This window comes from Sphingomonas faeni, assembly GCF_003053745.1.
GTDB classification, from domain to species: domain Bacteria; phylum Pseudomonadota; class Alphaproteobacteria; order Sphingomonadales; family Sphingomonadaceae; genus Sphingomonas; species Sphingomonas faeni.
Genome location: NZ_QAYE01000005.1, coordinates 70195 through 85877, shown reverse-complemented (window position 1 = coordinate 85877; position 15683 = coordinate 70195). Strand labels below are relative to the sequence as shown.

The following is a 15683-nucleotide window of genomic DNA, read 5'->3' as shown; positions in this document are numbered from 1 at the left end:
CGCTCAATTCCACATCCGCACGAACCGGCCGCCCAGCCCTGTCAGTAACTCGTACTGGCTCATGCCTGACGCCGCCGCCGCCGCAGGAAGACGATAGTCGAAGGACACCCAGTCCCCCTCGATCTCGTCCCCCGCCAGGGCGATCGCCACCAGGTCCATCGAAACGCGGCCCAGAACCGGCAGATCGTTGCCCGCAACGGACGACGCTGTCCCGATATTGGAAAAACCCCGCCAATAGCCGTCCGCATAGCCGAGGTTGACGATTCCCACCTCGGTATCGACAGGCGCATACCACTGCGCATTGTAACCGACGCTCCCGCCTCTCGGAACGCGACGCCGTTGTAGTATCTGCGCTTCGGGCCTGACCACTTGTCGGATCAGATCGCCCAGTTCGGGCCGGGGGATGCCGCCATACAGAGCAAGACCGGGCCGTGTCAGGTCGAACGCATATCGCTCGCCAAGCGCGACGCCACCCGAGTTCGCCAAGCTCATGCGTTTAGCCGTCGTCCTACCGACCAACGCCGCAAACAGATCGCGCTGTTCCGCGTTCATCGGCGTATCCTCGTCGGCGCAGGCGAGATGGCTCATCAGCGTTTCGATCTGGAGGTCGTCGAGTAGACCGCTTGCGACGTCGTCCGCCGACACGCCGAGGCGATTCATGCCGGTGTCGACCATGACGTCGCATGCGCCACCGCCGGCTGCTTTCCAACGCGCGACTTGTGTGGGGGTGTTGAGGACCGGGCGGGCGAAGCCGGCGGCGGCTGCGGGCATGTCTTCTTCGCGAACCCCGTGGAGGACGGAGACGGTCAGGCCCAGTGGCGCGAGTTCGGCGGCTTCCTGCCAGTTCGAGACGAAGAAATCTCGGCAGCCTGCGCCCGCCAACCGCCGCGCGACTTCGATCGCGCCGAGACCGTAGCCGTTCGCCTTCACTGCGGCGCCGCACGCTGCGGTGCCGCTCATGCGGTCGAGTGTGCGCCAGTTCTGGACGAGAGCGTCGCCGTCTAGGCGCAGGCGGAGGGGGGCAGGAATATCGATCACCCGGCGCGGGATAGTGCCGCGGGCGCGGCGCGTCGACCGTCTATGCCGCCTTGATGCGCCCGACCGGGACTAGCAGGCGGCGATCGCCGTCTTCGAGCGGCGCCACGCGGACGCCGAACACGCGCGCGAGCGTTTCCGCGGTCATGACTTCTGCGACCGGGCCGAACGCGACGACGCGGCCATCGGCGAGCAGCAGCGCATCGTCGGCCGCGCGCTGTGCCTGGACGAGGTCGTGAAGGACGATCGCCACCCCTGCCCCGCCAAGCGCGTAGCCGCGCAGTCGAGCGAGCAGGTCGATCTGGTGTGAGGGGTCGAGGCTGGCGAGCGGTTCGTCGGCGAGCAGCCAACGTGGCTCGCCCGCCAGCACGCGTGCCAGCAGGACACGCGCCCGTTCGCCGCCGGAGAGTTCGCCGACCGGGCGATCCGCGAGATGCTCGGTCTCGGTATCGTGCATCGCGCGGTCGACGGCGGCATAATCTTCGAGCGATGGAGCAGCATGCGCGCCGAGGTGCGGCACGCGGCCGAGCGCGACGACGTCGCGGGCTACGATGTTCCAGTGGACCGTCGCGTCCTGCGGGAGATAGCCGATCGCGCGGGCTCGGGCGCGCGGGTCCATACTGGCGACGTCCTGCGCATCGAGGCGGACGCTGCCGGTGCTGTGGTCGACGAGCGCGGCGGCCGCCTTGACGAGCGTGCTCTTGCCGGCGCCGTTGGGGCCCAGAATCGCGGTGACGCGGCCGGGACGCAGGTGCGCGGACACGTCGCTGAGGACGGTGCGCTTGCCGAGCTTCACGCCCAGCGCGTCGATGATCAGATCCATGCGCGACCTCGTTCCCTGACCAGCAACCCGAGGAAAAACGGCGCGCCGATCATTGCCATCGCGACGCCGAGCCGGATTTCGCCCGCGCCCGGAGCAAGACGGACGAGGCTGTCGGCAGCGAGCACCAGCGCCGCTCCACCGAGCGCGGAGGGGAGCAGCAACGCGCTTGGGCGGTGGCCAAAGATCGGTCGCAACAGATGCGGGACGACCAGTCCGACGAAGCCGATCACGCCCGTCACTGCAACGCCAGCACCGACGACGAGCCCCGTGCCGAGCACGACCAGCAATCGGACCCGGCCCATCCGCGTCCCGAGCGACCGCGCCGCCGCCTCGCCCAGCGCCAGCGCGTCGAGCGAGCGGCCGGTGAGCATCAGCAGCGCCGCGCCGACCGCCATCGGCGGGAGCGCGAGCGTCACGTCGTCCCAACCGCGATCGGTCAGCGCGCCCATGATCCAGTCGATCACCTCGGCGACCGCATAGGGGTTCGGCGCGATCGAGATCAGGAACGCGGTCAGCGCGCCGGCTAGGCTCGACAGCACCGTGCCCGCGAGGATGAAGGTGATCGCGCTCGGCGACCGCCATGTCAGCGCGGCGAGCAACGCGACCGCGCCGCCTGCGCCCAACATCGCGGCGGCGAAGATCGCCGGGCCCGAGCCGAGCCCGAACACGATCGCCGCGACCGCCGCCAGCGCTGCGACCGACGACACGCCGACGACGGCGGGGTCGGCGAGCGGATTGCGGAGATAGCCTTGCAGCACCGCACCCGACAGCCCGAGCGTCGCGCCGAGCGCGAGGCCCAGCACCGCACGTGGCAGGCGTAGCTCGACGATGATCCACCAGCGCGGGTCGCCCGAAAACCAGGCGGAGGCCGGCACCCAGACTTTCCCGCAGCCGAGCGACAGGCCGAACAGGAGGATCACGAGTAGGCCGAGCGCGATGAGTTTGAGCGTGCGGGTCATCAGAACGCCTCCTCGCTCATACCGACCACCGCCACCACCGCCACCCCGGCGAAGGCCGGGGCCCAATTGGGAGACGGTCGTAACAGCGCGCGGCAATCCGTTACTCCGGCCATTCCAATTGGGCCCCGGCCTTCGCCGGGGTGGCTTTGGTATGCGTGCAGCATCACAGCCCCGCCCGGATCGCGGCGAGGCGTTCGAGCGCGGGCGGGATCGTCGGCCCACCGCAATTGATCAGCACGCGCGGAAAGACGGCTTGCGGCGTGCCCGGCAACAAGCGGTGGCGCAGCGCTGTCCCACGGCTAGCGCGTTCGGAAGCGATCACGACCGAGGGCGGCTGCATCACGATCGTCTCGGCGGACAGCGTGCCGGTATGCGTCAGGCCGTAAGTCGCGGCGGCGTTGCGGAAGCCGACGCGCGTCATCATGTCGTTCAGCAACGTGCTCCCCCCGGTCGCGAGATCGCCGCTGATATAGAGCAACGCGCTCGGCGGCATGTCATCCTTTGGCCCACCCTTGCTGCTCCAGCGCGCCACCGCGCGGTCGATCTCGGCATTGATCCGCGCGCCGCCCATCGGTGCTCCGGCGGCTTCGGCGATCTGCGTGACCTGCGCCTGGCTCTCGGCGATCGAGTCGGGGATGCCGACCAGCAGCGTCTTCAAACCGGCGCGCGCGTAGGCCGCCTGAGTCGCGGGCGACGTGTAGGTGCTGGCGATGACCAGATCGGGGTGGAGCGCGATCACCTCCTCCGCGGTCCCGGCGATCCCCCGAAACCGGCGCGCGACGGCGATCGGGATCGAGGTCGCGGAAGGGTCCTGCGAATAATGGCTGATCGCGGCGATCCGCGCGGGCGGCAGGATGCGGACCAGCACCGAATCGACGCACGGATTGGTCGAGACGATCCCCCCGCCGCCGCGCGCTGCCAAACCCGGGGGCTTGGCGCAGCCCCCGAGCAGGAGCGCGAGGAGGATCGCCCCGCGCCTCACTTCAGGCGCAACCGCACGCCGCCATAGGCCGCGCGGCCGTAATTGCCGTAGCCTGCGATCGTCTCGTACCGCGAGTCGGTCAGGTTATCGACGCGGCCATAGACCGCGAGCCGTTCGCCGATCGGCAGTTCCGCCCGGACGCCGGCGACCGCATAGCCATCGAGGCGCGTGGTGTTGGCGGCGTCGTCGAAGCTGTCGCCGACCATCGTCACGGTGCCGCCGACGGATAACCCGAACGCGAACCGGTAATCGGCGTCGACGCTCGCGGTCTGCTTGGGCCGGCGTGCGAGAACATTGCCGAAATTATCCCCGGTCGAGCGGTTCTCGGTGTCGATATAGCTGTAGTTCGCCGTCAGCGTCAGCGCATCGACCAGGCGCAGCGCGAGCGTGAATTCGACGCCGTCCGCTTCGGCACGCGCGACGTTGTCGTAGACGCCGAACGGGCGGTTGGCGCAAATCGAACCGGCCGTCGTCAATTCGGCCGGGCTGCAATCGCGGAAGTCGATCTGGTTGCGCGTACGCCGATTGAAATAGGTCACCCCGACGCGCGCCCGGTTGCCGAGGAACGCCTGTTCGACACCGATGTCGAAGTTGCGCGCCGTCTCCGGATCGAGGCCGCGGTTTCCGTAGTCGGAGAAGAGCTGGTACAAGGTCGGTGCCTTGAAGCCCTCACCATAGCTCGCGCGGACGGTGGTGCCGGTCCGCAACGCCAGCGCGGCATTCGCCCCGAACGTCGTGCGGCTGCCGAAATCGTCGTGATCGTCGTTGCGGACGCCGCCGGTGATCGTGAAGATGTCGAGCGGCTTGATGATCAGCTGGCCGTACACGCTGGTGATGCCGGTATCCGCGAAGGTGAAGCCATCGTTGAAGCGGCTGTTTTCGCGCTCGACGCCTGCGACGACGCGGACCTGTTCGAGCGGACGGAAGTCGCCCTGATACTCGTAGCGCTCACTGCGGCCGCGGCCGAGAAACGTCACGTCCCCGCCGGGCTGCGAGTAATTGTCGCGGTTGATATCGGCGATCGTGAACGCCACGCGGTTGTTGAACCGACCGTCTGCGAGGTTCGCATGTAGGCCCGCATAGCCGTACAGCTCCTGCGTGGTGGCGTAGGCGGGACTGTCGGCAACCACGTAGGTCTTCGGGTCGAAACCGTCGTCGATGTCGACACGGCTGTCCGCGAAATAGCCGCGAAGGTCGAGGCCGATGCCCGGCGCGAACTCGACGCCCACCCGCCCGGTCGCGCCATATTGGCGATAGCCGTCGCGCTCGGTACCGCTGGCTGCGGACGAAATACCGTCGGTGCGCAGATAGCCGCCGGTCAGCGATCCCGATACCGGCCCCGATTTGCCCGACACGCCCGCGCTCGCGAACACGCTGTCGGCATAGCCATATTCGGCGTTGGCGCGCGCCTGCACGCCTTCGGTCGGCGCGGCGGTGATGATGTTGACGACGCCGCCGATCGCCTGGCTGCCCCATGGCACCGAGTTCGGGCCGCGCAACACCTCGATCCGCTCGACCGAGCTCGACAGGAGGTTGCCGAAGTTGAAGCCGCCGCCGGTCGACGACGGATCGTTCACGCGAACGCCGTCGATCACGACCAAGGTCTGGTCCGCCTCGGCGCCGCGAATCCGGACGCTGGTCAGCGCGCCGACCGTGCCGTTGCGCGTGACGGTGACACCGGGCGTGGTCGCGAGCAGGTCGGAGACGATGGTGGTCTGGCGGCGCTCGATCTCGGCGCGGTCGATCACGGTCACGGCCTGGCCGATCTCGCTCAGCGGCTGCGCGGCGCGGGTCGCGGTGACGACGATTTCGGGGGCGTCTGGGTTGGAGATGGTCTGAGAATAGGCGGGCGATGCGATCGCCGCGGCACTCAGGAGAAGGAAGAATTTCGTCATTCGGCTGCGTCCTAACCAGAACCGCCAGCGACCATTCGCCGCGCGGCCAGACGTCTCTCGCTCGAGGAAACCCGGCTGGACCGGAGCACTCGTCCGCGCCGGACACCCGCCCGCGCAGTGGATCGACCGTGAGAGGCAGGTCTCCTGGCTTCCGGGTCGCCGCGCCCACCCCGCCTTCCCAGGTCGAGACCCAGTGGCATATCGGGGTGGCCGCTATCCGGTCACAGTTGCGGGTACAGCGCCGGTCTTACGGACATATCCGCGCACCGACTTCCCTTTTGATCCCGTCGCCGGGAACCCTTCACGAGTGCGGCATTAGTCGCGCGCCAGACACGGGTCAACGCGGGGGGATAAGGAGCATCAACCCGCGATGGCGCGCTGGGGAAAGTTGGCACCGTCCATCGCACCACCCCGGCGGAGGCCGGGGGCCAGTTGGGGAACGTCGCTAACTGACCGCGGTCCGTCGTTACCGCGATCTTGCCAACTGGGCCCCGGCCTCCGCCGGAGTGGTGGCGTGTCAGGACGCCGCTTTCCCTTCCTTGTTCTCCCGCGAAGGCGGGAGCCCAGTCTGGGTCCCCGCCTTCGCGGGGAAACATGCTGTCTTCGTTTTCCTTGGCAGGGAGCATATCACCGAAGCCCGTACCGCAACCCTACCCAGATCGTTCGCGGCGTGGCGCGCTCGACGATGTTCGCGCCGCTGATCCCTGCCTCGACGCGCTCGTTGAACAGGTTCTCCCCGCGCACCTCCGCGACCAGCGAGTGCAGGATCGGCAACGCCGCATACGCGTCCAGAGTCGTCGCCGGATCGAGCACCCGCGTATTCTGGTCGTCATCGAACTGCCGGCCGATATGCCGCACGGTCAGCGACATCGCTGCCGCGTCGTGTCGCCAGTCGACCGTCCCCGACACCTGATCGCGCGGGGTCTGCGCCGGACGCAAACCGTCCAGAGCAGCCGTGATCCCCGACCCCTCGACCTTCGAATTCGTATGCGACCACGATGCCTGCACGCCAAACGGACCCGGCCGATACGCCGCATCCAGTTCGAACCCGTGCGCGCGGATCGCGTCGAGGTTCTGGCGGACGCGGTAGGTGGCGACACCCGGCAACACCTGCGGCGGGTTGGTCGTCGTGACGTTGGCCACCGCATCCTTCAGCCGGTTGTAGAAATAGGTCGCGGCGATGCTCACGCCCGGCGCTGGCGTCAGCGTGACCCCGCCCTCGACCCCGGTCAGCCGCTCCGGCGACAACAGCGCGTTCGCCGCAGTGGCATCGTTCCCGACGCGGAATGGTCGATACAGTTCGTTGAGCGTCGGCAATCGCCACCCGCGATACCCGGCCGCGCGCAACGTGATCGCCTCGACCGGCTGATACGCTACGCCCGCCCGGCCGGTCGTCTCGCTGCCATCGCGATCCGCATAGCGCAGGTTGGTCAGCGCTGCGCCCGTCGCCAGCGGACGTTCGGACAGATAGCCGCCATCGATCGACCACCAGTCGACCCGGCCACCCAGGCTGAACGTGAAGTCGCCCGCGACAAGGCTCCCATCCGCAAACACGCCGGTCGTCGTCGTGCTCCCGCCGGCCTCGCGCCGCCGCGTCGGCACCGTGTTGACGAACGTATACAGCTCCTGCGTCTTCCCGCTGACGTCGCGAACGTCCGCCCCCAGCCGCAGCGTGATGCTCTCGCCCAGCGGCGGCGCGATCTCGATCCGTCCGCCAAGCCCCGTCGCGGGCGTATTATACTGGTTCAGCGACTGAATCGCGGTCGTCCGCGCGGCATTGATGCTGTTGAAGCTGCTCGCGAACGCGCGCGTCTGCAGATACGCCAGCGCCGAATACCCCCAGCGCCCGCGCCCGACCAGCCGGACGCTCGCATCCGCGCCTTCGCTCTTGTTGTCGGTGAAGTCGCTGCCCCGGTCGCGCCGATCGGTGAACGCGCTCGCGTTCATCTGCAATTCGGTCTTCGCACCGATCCCGACGACGGTCCGCAGCGCGCCCGACGCCTGCTCGTACGGCGCGGCGCGATCGACGATCCCCCGGCTCTCCTCGACGGTCGGCGTGAAGCCGTCCCCGCGCGCATAGGCTCCGGACAAGGTCGCAAACCCAGACCCGCGCACCAGTGCCGCAGACCCCTGGGCATCGACCGAATCCCGGCTGCCATACGCAACGCTACCTTGGAAAGGCACAGCCTGTTCCGGCGTCACGCTCTCGAGCTCGACCGTCCCGGCCAGCGCGCCCGGCCCCTGATACCCGCTCCCGCCGCCGCGCGTCACGCGGATGCGCCCGAGTCGCCCCGTCGCATACGCCGGAAACGCGACCCAGCCGCCGAACGGATCAGCCTGCGGCACGCCGTCGAAGATCAGCAGCGCGCGGCTCGACGCATTCCCGCCGATCCCGCGCAACGAAATCCCCTGGCTGGTTGGGTTGGCGCTCCGCGAGTCCGACCGACGAAACTGCTGGAGCCCCGCGACATCGGCCAGCACGCTTTCTAACCGGTTACTCGCATTCGCCTGAACCCGGTCCCGATCGATCGTGACGATGTCGTACGCACGATCGCCAGGCGCATCGGCAAGCCCGCGCCCGGTAACGACGATGTCAGCCGACTGGTCGCGAGGTGCGACGGTCGTCTGCGCGACGGCGCCACCGGACGAAATCAACACGAAGGCGAGCGTAGAGAATGAGATACGGATCATCGCCGCCGCATGGCAGCTTTTCCGCTCACCCGGAATACGCCTCCGACGTCAATCGGCGCCGAGTTTCGCCGCGTTGCGCGCGATCGCCGCCGCGCCCCCAAGAACCACCGCATCCTCGACGAACCCCGTCGGCGTCTGGCCGTACTGCGACATCGCCGCCATCCGCGCACGCCAGCCGGGATAGGACGCCGCCACCGCGGTCAGTCCACCGACCGCGGCGCCGATCCACCGCTGCCGCCGCGGGACGAGCGAAGCCCCCGCGATCGCCGACGTGACGAACCGCGCGGCCAGGCCGATCGCGACGATCCGGTCGGGCGCGGTCTTCTGCTTGTCCCCCGCCATCTCGCCGATCGCGAGCGCCAGCGCACCCGCTGCGACGACGGGATGCGACAGCAGCTTCGGCGCACCATTGTCAGCGGGCAGTTCGTCGCGAGCGGCTGCGATGGCGACCGCGGCGAGCGGCGTCATCGCGCGCTGGCCGCCGACGAGGCCCATCAGGAAGGATGCGAGCATGGTGTTCTCCGGAAATAGGTTCGAGCGCATCAACGCGCGCGAGACCGGCCGGGGTCCGCCAATAGGGCGAACGGGCGATCTCCTTGATTCAGCAAGGAAACCGCTACGCGTGTCGGTCGTTCATCGCGGTATCTCCCAAAGCTTCAGGACACAGATCGATGAGATTCGATGACAAGATCGTGGTGATCACCGGTGCCGCCTCCGGCATCGGCGAAGGTGCCGCGCGTCGTTTCGCCGCGGAAGGCGCGACGCTCGTACTCGGCGACAAGGACGCGGACGGCCTCGCGAAGGTCGCCGCCAGCCTCGACGGCACGACCGTCGAAACGCTCGAAACCGACGTCTCCGACATGGCCGCCTGCGAGGCGCTGGTCGCGCATGCGATCGACAAGTTCGGCCGCATCGATGTGCTCGTCAACGATGCCGGCGTCGACCATCTCGGCAAGCTCGACGAAGGCGACCTTTCCGAATTCACCAAGGTCATCGAAACCGACCTCTACGGCGTCGTCCACATGAGCCGCGCCGCGATCGCCACGCTGCGCGCGAACAAGGGCTGCATCGTCAACGTCTCGTCGGTGTCGGGCCTCGGCGGCGACTGGAACCACAGCTTCTACTGCGCGGCCAAGGGCGCGGTGACCAACTTCACCCGCGCGCTCGCGATGGACGAGGCGAAGCACGGCGTCCGTGTCAACGCGGTCAACCCGTCGCTCACCTACACCGCGCTGACCGCGGGCATGAAGGACCAGCCCGACCTGATCGCGAAGTTCGAGGAGCGCATCCCGATGGCACGCGGCGCACAGCCAGAAGACATCGCCGGCGCCATCGCGTTTTTGGCTAGCGCCGACGCGCACTATATAACCGGGGTCAACCTGCCGGTCGACGGCGGCCTGTCCGCGTCGAACGGCCAACCGGCGCTCTCCTGAGCGCGAGAGGATCACCATGACCGACTACAAGAAGACCGACGAAGCGATCGCCAAGCTCACCCCCGAGCAGTTCCACGTCACGCAGCAGAGCGGCACCGAGCGGCCTGGCACCGGCGAGTATCTCAACACGCGTGAGCCCGGTCTGTACGTCGACATCGTCTCGGGCGAGCCGCTGTTCGCGTCCGCCGACAAGTTCGATTCGCATTGCGGCTGGCCGAGCTTCACCAAGCCGGTCACGCCCGAGCACGTCGCCGAACTCCACGATCGCAGCCACGGCATGGTCCGCACCGAGATCCGTTCGGCGGGTGCCGACAGCCACCTCGGCCACGTGTTCGAGGATGGCCCGCAGGACAAGGGCGGCCTGCGCTATTGCATCAACTCGGCGTCACTGCGGTTCGTCCCGCGCGCCGAAATGGAGGCCAACGGGTATGCCGCCTATCTGCCGCAGGTCGACGCGGCAGGCTGACAGTGACGCGTGACGGTGTGCCGCACGGGCACACCGTCACGCCCTAAAGAGACTTCCGTTCAGCGCCGGGTCGCGAGCTTCGCGCCCAGCGCCGTGACCAGCCCGAACACCGCATGGTTCACGCTGTGCATGCCGATCGTCTTCGCATCGGCCTGCCACTCCGGCGGCTTCACGCCGAGCAACGGCCCCGTGATCCAGTGCATCGCCGTATAGAACGCCGCGCCGAACATCAGGCCCGAGCCGACGAACGACGCTTCCTCGTCGACGGTCGCGGCATAGACCGCACCCGCCGCCGCAGACAGCAACAGGTGACAGCCCTGCGTGATCGCCTGCTCGCGCGACGACGGCAGGGCATCCGCGGCCGGCGTGTCGATGCCCAGTTTCCCCGCGGTCTTGCGTTCGAGCGTGACGATCTCGGACGGTTCGCCGCTCTTGCGCTCGCCCGCCATCAGCAGCGCGGTAATGCCCAGCCCGGCCACCAGGCCACCCGCGACCGCACCGGCCATACGTCGTGAATCCATCATTTCGCTCCTGAAGTTCTGCCGTCCACAACGCGCGGATCGCAAATCGGCCCACCACGTCACGCCGCCCGATCATCTTTGCAAATCATTGGCTTAGCCGCCGGAACAGCAGCCTCCCGAGACTGTTTCGATACCTGGACCCTTCGCGTCGGCCCGCTCCACCATGAGCGTCCACCACGAGCCCGACGCCCCGATCCGACGAGGACCATCATGCCGATCCAGACCACCGACGATCTCGCAATCACCTATGCCGATACCGGGCCGCGCGACGGCCAGCCGGTCCTGCTGATCCACGGCTGGCCCGACGACGCATCGACCTGGGACGACGTCGTCCCCGCGCTCAACGCGGCCGGATTGCGGACCATCGTGCCAACCTTGCGCGGCTTCGGCGAAACGCGGTTCGTGCGCGATGCACCGCGCACCGGCAACAGCGCGATCCTGGCGATGGACATGATCGCACTGATGGACGGGCTCGGGATCGAGAGATTCATGATCGCCGGACACGACTGGGGCTCGAACACAGCGGAGGCGCTCGCGGTCGGCTGGCCCGACCGTGTCGAGCGGATGGCGATGCTCGCCACCCCGCCCCGTCTCGGCGGCATGCCGACGCCGCCGTTCGAGCAGGCGCAGCGCCAATGGTATCACTGGTTCATGGCGACCGAGCGCGGTGCGAAGGCCGTTCGCGACGACCACAAGGGCTTCGCGCACATCCACTGGGTCAACTGGTCGCCCCCCGGCTGGTTCGACGAGGCGACCTTCGCCCGCGTCGCACGCTCGTTCGAGAACCAAGACTGGGCGGACGTCACGCTGCACAGCTACCGCGCGCGCTGGAACGAGGCCGAGCCCGATCCGCGCAGCCAGTGGCTCGAGGACAAGGTGAAGGCGACCAAGACGCTCTCGCTGCCGACGATGTATTTCCAGGGCGCGGTCGACGGCGTGAACCCGCCATCGGCGAGCACCTCGGTACCCGCCAAGTTCACCGGCCCGTTCGCGTTCGTGACGCTCAACGGCGTCGGCCATTTCATCCAGCGCGAAGCCCCCGACGCGGTCGCGCGCCATCTCATCCAGCTTTTCACCGGCAACCCCGCCGACCTGTCCGACACCACCGACCGGAGCCTTATCATGTCCAAGACCAAGCCCTTCCTCGCCGGCGCTGCCGCGATCGCCGTCGTCGCCGCTGCGATCGGCGTCGCCAGCGCGCAGACCGCATCGCAGACCAGCGGTCGCCCGCTCACCCAGGTCGCGCAGTTCGATCACCAGGCGACCGGCGTCGCCGTCACCGCCGACGGCCGCCGCTTCGTCAACTTCCCGCGCTGGACCGACGACGCGCCGATCTCGGTCGCCGAAGTGATGAAGGACGGCTCGCTCAAGGCCTATCCGGACGCCAAATGGAACAGCTGGCGCAACGCGAAGTCGGCGGAGATGCCGGTCGGCGATTACTTCGTCTGCGTGCAGTCGATCGTCCCCGACGGCCACGGCAACCTCTGGGTGCTCGATCCCGGCGCGCCCGGTAACGAGAAGATCCTCGAGGGCGCGCCCAAGCTAGTGAAGGTCGACCTCGCCACCAACCGCGTGACCAAGGTCATCAAGGTGCCGCTCAACGTCGCGTTGCAGGGCACCTACCTCAACGACATCCGCTTCTCGCCGGACGGCAAGACCGGCTACATCACCGATTCCGGCACGCGCGGCGCGATCATCGTCATCGATCTCGAAACCGGCAAGGGCTTCCGCGCGCTCGACGGCCACGGCTCGACGCAGATCGACAAGACCGTGAAGGTGATGACCGACGGCAAACCGCTCGTCCGCCCCGACGGTCGCCAGCCCGCCTTCGCCGCGGATGGCATCGCGATCTCCAACGACGGCAAGACGCTCTATTACCAGGCGCTCACCGGCAAGACGCTCTACGCGATCGACACCGCCCTGCTGCGCGACGGCGTCAGCGAGGCGACGCGGGCCGCGGGCGTGAAGACGGTCGCGCAGACGCACGTCGCCGACGGCCTGTGGATGAGCAAGGCGGGCACGCTGTACCTGACGTCACCGGTGACCAACGGCATCACCCGGCTGGTCGGCGATCATGTCGAGCCGGTGCTGACCGACGCCCGCCTGCGCTGGCCCGACACCTTCTCGGAAGGCCCGGACGGCCGCATCTACGTCACCGCCAGCCACATCCAGGACACCAACTGGTTCAAGCCCGGTGCGCCCGCGTCGCTCAAGACCGAGCTGTTCTCGTTCGCACCCGCAAAGTGAGGCCCGACATGACCTATCTCCGCTACAGCGACGACATCGAGACGATCCAGCCCGACGAGCAGGAGTCGATCGACGGCATCATCCAGGGCATGTCGCAGCAGACCGAAACCGTCGAGAAGCGCGAGGGCCATGCGGTCCGCGCGAGCCACGCGAAGAGTTCGGCGTGCGTGATCGGCGAACTGACGATCGCGCCCGGCCTGCCGCCCGAACTTGCACAAGGCGTGTTCGCGACGCCCGGCACGCACCCCGTCGCGATCCGCTTCGCGCAAGGGCCGGGCGAGACACTCGGCGACCGCGTCTCGACGCACCGCGGCATGGCGATCAAGATCTTCGACGTGCCCGGCGACAAGCTGTCGGGACACGATGCCGACACGCAGGATTTCGTGTTCGCGACGGGCACGACGTTTCCGTCCGGCACCGCGCAAGGCTTCCTGAGCGACGCCAAGAAGATCGGTGCGGCAGTACCCTTGCCCGAGGGCTTCAAGAGCGCGGTGTCGAGCCTCGCGCGCAACGTGAACAAGGCGCTGCACGCGGTCGGCACCGAGAGCCCCAAGGCGGACTTTTTCGGCCACCCGTTCAGCCATCCGCTCGCCGAACCGTATTTCAGCCAATGTCCGATCCGCTACGGCGATTACGTCGCCAAGCTCGGCGCCTTCCCTGCCTCGGCCGAACAGGCCGCACTGAAGGGCTGGGAACTCGACGCAAAGCAGGACGAGGACGGTTTCCGTCATGCCGCCGTCCGCTATTTCGGCGAACACGACGCGGTCTTCGAACTGCGCGTACAGCTCTGGGCGAACGCCGAGACGCAGTCGATCGAGGACACCTCGGTCGACTGGCCCGAGGAAGACAGCCGCTACCTCACGGTCGGGACGATCGGCATCCCCCGGCAGGAAGCCTATAGCGCCGCCCGCGTCCGCTATTTCGACGATGTGATGACGTTCCGCCCCGCCCACGCACTCGCGGCGCATCGCCCGCTGGGCTCGGTAATGCGCGCCCGGTTGCAGGTCTATCAGGCGCTGTCGAAACTGCGGCATGGCGAGAACGGCATTAAGGCCGAAAACACCGCGAAAATCGACCAGATACCTGCCTGAGACAAGGGTCCCTTCGGGGACCCCGCTTTCACTCCGGGCAAATAAAAACCCCGCTAGTCCATGGGACTAGCGGGGTTTTCAATGGTGGGCGTGGCAAGGATTGAACTTGCGACCCCTGCGATGTCAACACAGTGCTCTACCACTGAGCTACACGCCCGCCGGAGGGCTCCACTAGCCGCGCTCTTCGCGGCGTGCAAGCCCTCAATGCATGCCCGTCACATTATCCATCTCGAATAGCCGATCGACCTCGGCGACCAGGTCGCGCAGGTGGAACGGCTTCGACAGGACGCGCGCCTGCGGCATCGCCCGCCCGGCCTTCAACGTGACCGCCGCAAAGCCTGTGATGAACATCACGCGCAGGTCCGCGCACATCTCGCCGGCCTTCTGCGCCAGTTCGATGCCGTCCATCTCGGGCATGACGATATCGGTCAGCAGCAGGTCGAACGTCTCGGTTTCGAGCAACGGAATCGCCGCCGTCCCGCGGTCGACCGCGGTCACGGCATAGCCGGAGCGTTCGAGCGCCCGAGTCAGATACTCGCGCATGACCTGATCGTCCTCGGCCAGCAGAATTCGCAACATCGATCTAAAGTCCCGTTTTCACACGTACATTCTGGTGCCGCCCTACCCTGAAATTGGTTAACATATCCAGGTCGATTGCTCGCGCCCGGTGCTGGGCCTAGCGTGGTGCCATGCAGTCTTCTTCCTTCGAGCGCCTGGGCGCAATGCCGCCCGTGAGCCCGGTGGTGGTGTCCGTCCCGCACGCAGGCCGGGACTATCCGCTCGCGCTCAAGACGGCGTTGCGCGTGCCGCTTGCCGGGCTGCTGCCGCTCGAGGACCGGCTCGTCGATGCGGTGGCGCGTGCCGCACGGACCGACCAGACGACGATCGTCCAGACCCGTGCGCGCGCCTGGATCGATCTCAACCGGCGCGAGGACGAACGCGATCCGCTACTCGACGAGGGTGCGCCGACGATGCCGCTTGCCCAGCAATCCGCCAAGCTGCGCAGCGGGCTCGGGCTCGTCCCACGCCGCGCATCGGGGGCGGGCGATCTCTGGGCGCGGCGGTTCACCGATGCCGACGTCACCGCGCGGATCGCCAACGATCACCGGCCTTACCATGCGGCGCTCACGGCGGCGTTGAAGGCGGCGCACGACCGATTCGGCGTGGCGGTGTTGCTCGACGTGCATTCGATGCCGCCGCTCGGACCGAGTGGATCGCGAATCGTGATCGGTGACCGCTTCGGCCATTCCGCCGAGCCCCGCTTCGTCACGCGGATCGAGGCGGAGTGTGTCGCGCGCGGGTTCTCGACCGCGATCAACGCACCCTATGCGGGCGGCCACATCCTCGAACGTCATGCATGCCCGGCCGCAAACGTCCATGCGGTCCAGTTCGAACTGGACCGCACGCTGTATCTCGATCGCAAGCTCCACGCGCCCGGCGCCGGCTTCGCGCGCGTGGTCGATCTCGTCCGCGCGATCCTGGCGGCGCTGACCGACGAGGCCTTGCCCGTTCCTCTGGCCGCCGCCGCCGAGTAAGCGGA

The 15683-nt window shown here is 67.9% G+C and carries 14 protein-coding genes, 1 tRNA gene and 1 riboswitch; of the genes, 5 read left to right on the top strand and 10 right to left on the bottom strand.

The features are described from left to right. Positions 1–3: 3 nt before the first annotated feature. From C8J25_RS10515 to C8J25_RS10485, 7 genes are all read right to left on the bottom strand, one after another. Complete coding sequence (locus C8J25_RS10515; protein ID WP_208622585.1) at positions 4–1029, bottom strand: alanine racemase; 1026 nt, start codon at positions 1027–1029, stop codon at positions 4–6. 49 nt (positions 1030–1078) lie between these two features. Continuing rightward, entirely contained in the window at positions 1079–1858 is a 780-nt protein-coding gene (locus C8J25_RS10510) for an ABC transporter ATP-binding protein (RefSeq protein ID WP_107954395.1), read from the bottom strand. Then, the gene (locus tag C8J25_RS10505; RefSeq protein WP_107954394.1) at positions 1849–2817 is read right to left on the bottom strand and encodes a FecCD family ABC transporter permease; all 969 of its coding nucleotides are present in this window, start codon (positions 2815–2817) and stop codon (positions 1849–1851) included. The genes C8J25_RS10510 and C8J25_RS10505 overlap by 10 nt, the downstream gene beginning before the upstream one ends. Before the next feature lie 163 nt (positions 2818–2980). Continuing rightward, the gene (locus C8J25_RS10500) at positions 2981–3739 is read right to left on the bottom strand and encodes an ABC transporter substrate-binding protein (RefSeq protein ID WP_244186983.1); all 759 of its coding nucleotides are present in this window, start codon (positions 3737–3739) and stop codon (positions 2981–2983) included. Between the two features lie 56 nt (positions 3740–3795). Beyond that, complete coding sequence (locus C8J25_RS10495; RefSeq protein ID WP_107954392.1) at positions 3796–5694, bottom strand: TonB-dependent receptor plug domain-containing protein; 1899 nt, start codon at positions 5692–5694, stop codon at positions 3796–3798. A gap of 117 nt (positions 5695–5811) precedes the next feature. After that, positions 5812–6011, bottom strand: a riboswitch (cobalamin riboswitch). Between the two features lie 310 nt (positions 6012–6321). After that, positions 6322–8385 carry a TonB-dependent receptor gene (locus tag C8J25_RS10490; RefSeq protein ID WP_107954391.1) on the bottom strand — a complete coding sequence of 688 codons (2064 nt, stop codon included), beginning with the start codon at positions 8383–8385 and terminating at the stop codon, positions 6322–6324. 48 nt (positions 8386–8433) lie between these two features. Continuing rightward, entirely contained in the window at positions 8434–8898 is a 465-nt protein-coding gene (locus C8J25_RS10485; RefSeq protein ID WP_107954556.1) for a DUF4126 family protein, read from the bottom strand. 158 nt (positions 8899–9056) lie between these two features. Here C8J25_RS10485 and budC point away from each other — a divergent pair, with 158 nt between their 5' ends. Both budC and msrB read left to right on the top strand, forming a co-directional pair. Next, entirely contained in the window at positions 9057–9818 is a 762-nt protein-coding gene (gene budC, locus C8J25_RS10480) for a meso-2,3-butanediol dehydrogenase (protein WP_107954390.1), read from the top strand. A 16-nt stretch (positions 9819–9834) separates the two neighbouring features. After that, entirely contained in the window at positions 9835–10284 is a 450-nt protein-coding gene (msrB, locus tag C8J25_RS10475) for a peptide-methionine (R)-S-oxide reductase MsrB (protein WP_107954389.1), read from the top strand. Between the two features lie 59 nt (positions 10285–10343). On the opposite strand, the gene C8J25_RS10470 is transcribed toward msrB, so the two are convergent. Further along, a complete protein-coding gene (locus tag C8J25_RS10470) occupies positions 10344–10805 on the bottom strand; it encodes a hypothetical protein (RefSeq protein WP_146173327.1) in 462 nt (153 codons plus the stop codon). Between the two features lie 210 nt (positions 10806–11015). Here C8J25_RS10470 and C8J25_RS10465 point away from each other — a divergent pair, with 210 nt between their 5' ends. After that, positions 11016–13052: an L-dopachrome tautomerase-related protein gene (locus tag C8J25_RS10465; protein WP_107954387.1), complete on the top strand. Its 2037-nt coding sequence runs from the start codon at positions 11016–11018 to the stop codon at positions 13050–13052. Between the two features lie 8 nt (positions 13053–13060). Beyond that, positions 13061–14143: a catalase family protein gene (locus C8J25_RS10460; RefSeq protein WP_107954386.1), complete on the top strand. Its 1083-nt coding sequence runs from the start codon at positions 13061–13063 to the stop codon at positions 14141–14143. 82 nt (positions 14144–14225) lie between these two features. Here the strand turns inward: C8J25_RS10460 and C8J25_RS10455 are convergent. Continuing rightward, positions 14226–14300 (bottom strand) — tRNA-Val (locus C8J25_RS10455). A 44-nt stretch (positions 14301–14344) separates the two neighbouring features. After that, entirely contained in the window at positions 14345–14722 is a 378-nt protein-coding gene (cpdR, locus tag C8J25_RS10450; protein ID WP_056065257.1) for a cell cycle two-component system response regulator CpdR, read from the bottom strand. Positions 14723–14832: 110 nt separating this feature from the next. Here cpdR and C8J25_RS10445 point away from each other — a divergent pair, with 110 nt between their 5' ends. After that, complete coding sequence (locus C8J25_RS10445; protein ID WP_107954385.1) at positions 14833–15678, top strand: N-formylglutamate amidohydrolase; 846 nt, start codon at positions 14833–14835, stop codon at positions 15676–15678. Positions 15679–15683 lie beyond the last annotated feature (5 nt).